Here is a 3,445-nt window from a genome sequence, read left to right on the forward strand (position 1 = left end):
TCCCTGCGCTGCGACGTCTCGCAGATCGACGACGTTCGGCAACTGGCCACCGACGCACAGGCCTGGCTCGACGGCCCGCCGACGCTGGTGATCAACAACGCCGGGGTGGGTGCCGGGGGCGCCCCGATCGGCGGCATCGACCTCGACGACTGGCAGTGGACCCTCGGCATCAACCTGTGGGGCCCGATCTACGGCTGTCACGTGTTCACCCCGATCCTGCGCGAGGCCGGTGGACCGGGCGGCATCATCAACGTCGCCTCCGCCGCCGCCTTCGGTGCGGCCCCGGGAATGGCGGCCTACAACGTCAGCAAGGCAGGCGTGCTGTCGCTGTCGGAGACGCTGGCCGCCGAACTATCGGGCACGGGAATCAACGTGACGGTCCTCTGCCCTACCTTCGTCAAGACCAATATCGTTGAAGCGGGCCGGATCTCCGCGCAGTCGACCCAGCTTGCCGACAAGTTGATGCGATGGACCGGCTTCTCTCCCGAGCGCGTCGCGGCCAAGTGTCTGGACACCAACGATCGCGGCGGCCTCTATTGCATGCCGCAGCCCGACGCCAGAATCGGCTGGGGCATCAAGCGCTTCACCCCGACGGTGTACACCCGCGCCGTCGGCTTGACCACTCGCGCAACCACTTAGGAGAATCGCCATGGCTCCCAAAAGCGGCCTAGACATGGATGCAATGCTCACGAAGATCAAGGACCGCCAGTGGGCACTGGCCGACATCGACTGGGACGCACCCGGCGCCGAGACCATCAGCGACGAGTTCCGGCCCAAGCTCAAGGCGTTCATGGCCGACCTGTGCTGGATCGAGAACGTCGGCGCACGCGGATTCGCCGCGCTGGCGAAGAAGGCGCCGACGCCGGTGCTCGCCGAGATCTACCGCTACTTCCACGCCGAGGAGCAGCGCCACGCCAACGCCGAACTGGCGCTGATGAAGCGCTGGGGCATGCTTGAGGACGGCGAGATGCCCGAGCCCAACATCAACATCCGCCTGGCCATCCAGTGGCTGGACCATTACTCCGACGACATGTCGCTATCGATTCTGGGCACCGTGATCCCGATGCTCGAGGTCGCCCTGGACGGCGCGCTTCTCAAGTTCCTGCTCGAGGAAGTCCACGACCCGGTCTGCCATCAGGTCTTCGAGAAGATCAACAACGACGAATCACGCCACATCGCAGTCGACTTCGACGTCCTCAACATGATCGGCAACACCACCGCCCGGCGATTGGCCATCCAGTTCGTCGGCAACGTCGCCTCACCCGGCGTGATCATCGGCGCCCTGATGTACGCGCCCCTGCTCAACCGCATGCGCAACAACATCGTCGGAATGGGCCTGGAGCCCGAGCGGCTCTACGCCGCGATGAAGCGCTTCAAGCAACTCGGCGAGCGCGCCGAGTTCACCCGCCGCGTGCCGACCTACCAGATCCTGAAGCTCCACGCCCGCTGGGTCGTCAACCCGGACAACCCCTACCACTACCTGGCCAATTCGATGGTCTGGCTCTCCGACCGCTATCCGAGTCCCCTGCTCAGCCCGATCCCCAGCTGGTTCAAGGAACTCACCCACGAGCCGTCGGCCTGACATGACCGACGTCCACGTCTACGACACCCTCATCGTCGGTACCGGATTCACCGGCATCGGCGCCGCCATCAAGTTGACTCGGGCCGGGGTCGACGACATCGTCATCGTCGAGCGCGACGAGCGCGTCGGTGGCACCTGGCGGGACAACACGTATCCCGGTGCAGCGTGCGACATTCCGTCGCTGCTCTATTCGTTCTCCTTCGTCGCGAACCCCACCTGGTCGCGGGCGTACTCCCCCGCCGACGAGATTCGTCAGCACATCGAGGACATGGTCGACCGGTTCGACCTGCGGCGTCGCATCGACTTCGGCGTCGAGGTCTCTCGCCTGGCGTTCGACGAGGACCAGGGCATCTGGGAGGTCGCAACGACAGGCCGCAAGCGCTACCGCGCCCGCACCGTCGTGCTGGCGTCCGGCCCACTGCCGGACCATAAGTGGCCCGACGTCCGCGGGATCGACACCTACGAGGGTCACAAGATCCACAGCGCCCGCTGGGATCACGACTACGACTTCACCGGCAAGCGGGTGGCGGTCATCGGCACCGGCGCGAGCGCCGTGCAGATCGTGCCCGAGCTGGTCAAGCAGGCGGGGTTCGTCAAGGTCTTCCAGCGCACCCCCGGTTGGGTAATCCCGCGCCTGGACGTCGCCACGCCTGAACGCGCGCAGGAGCTGTTCGCGAAAGTCCCTGCGGTGCAGCGACTTGCTCGCCAGGCGCTGTTCTGGGGCCACGAGGCCAGCGCGACCGCGTTGGTGTGGGATTCTCCGCTGAGCTCGCTGGTCGCGCGTCTCGGCAAGGCGCACCTGCACAGGCAGGTCAAGGATCCGTGGCTGCGCAGACAGCTGACGCCGGACTTCACCCCCGGCTGCAAGCGGATGCTGATCTCCAGCGACTACTACCCCGCCCTCCAGCGCGACAACTGCAAGCTCATCGACTGGCCGATCGCCACCATGAGCCCGGTGGGCATCCGCACCAGTGACGGCGTGGAGCACCACCTGGACGCCGTCGTGTTCGCCACCGGGTACGACGTCCACCTGACCGGACCGCCGTATTCGGTCACCGGCCTCGGCGACCGGTCGCTCGCCGACGAATGGACCCGCGGCGCGCAGGCCTACAAGAGCATCAATGCGAGCGGCTATCCCAACCTGTTCTTCATGACCGGACCCAACTCGGGCCCGGGGCACAACTCACTGCTGGTGTTCGTGGAGGGGCAGATCGACTACGCGGTCGCAGGCATCACCGCGATCTTGAAGAACGACCTGCGGTACCTCGACGTGCGTGCCGAGGTTCAGCGCAGGCACAACGAACGGCTGCAGAAGCGGCTGACCAAGACCACCTGGATGAGCGGCTGCAGCAGCTGGTACCTGACCGCCGACGGGTTCAACGCGTCAATGTACCCAGGCTTCGCCACACAGTATCTTCGACAGATGCGCGACTTCCGATTCGGCGATTACGACGCCGTGGCACGCCACTCACCCGCTGTCGTCGGCATGCCCTCGTCGGCCTGAGATGCCGCCGGCCAAGCCGCCGCGGCAACACGCCGGCGCCATCTCGACGATCCTCAACGGGCTCCGTCGCGCCCCAAGACAGATCCGGCGGGGCTCGCGCGACGTCATCGAGAACGCGGTCTCGCAGCTGTTCGACGCGGCCGTGCAACCGCACGGCGTCGAGGCGTCCGGTGAGTACCGAATCGAGGAGCTGGCCCGGCTGGCGGGCACCACGACGCGCAACATCCGGGTGTACCGGGACCGCGGTCTGCTGCATCCCCCGTTGCGGGTGGGCCGCATCGCGCTGTTCAACGACACGCACCTGACCCGGTTGCGCCTCATCACGTCGATGCTCGACCGGGGCTACAACATCGCCCACG

General features: G+C 66.3%; 4 protein-coding genes. All 4 read left to right on the plus strand.

Features of this window, described 5'->3' with window-relative positions:
- The coding region (locus tag ACRDUX_RS09695; protein ID WP_526413312.1) for an SDR family NAD(P)-dependent oxidoreductase at positions 1–639 on the plus strand (639 nt) is incomplete at its 5' end.
- A gap of 10 nt (positions 640–649) precedes the next feature.
- Complete coding sequence (locus ACRDUX_RS09700; RefSeq protein ID WP_526413314.1) at positions 650–1,582, plus strand: ferritin-like domain-containing protein; 933 nt, start codon at positions 650–652, stop codon at positions 1,580–1,582.
- A 1-nt stretch (position 1,583) separates the two neighbouring features.
- Entirely contained in the window at positions 1,584–3,086 is a 1,503-nt protein-coding gene (locus ACRDUX_RS09705) for a flavin-containing monooxygenase (RefSeq protein ID WP_526413316.1), read from the plus strand.
- Position 3,087: 1 nt separating this feature from the next.
- On the plus strand, positions 3,088–3,445 hold a 358-nt coding region (locus ACRDUX_RS09710), incomplete at its 3' end, for a MerR family transcriptional regulator (RefSeq protein ID WP_526413318.1).

The organism is Mycobacterium sp., from assembly GCF_050701675.1.
GTDB lineage: Bacteria > Actinomycetota > Actinomycetes > Mycobacteriales > Mycobacteriaceae > Mycobacterium.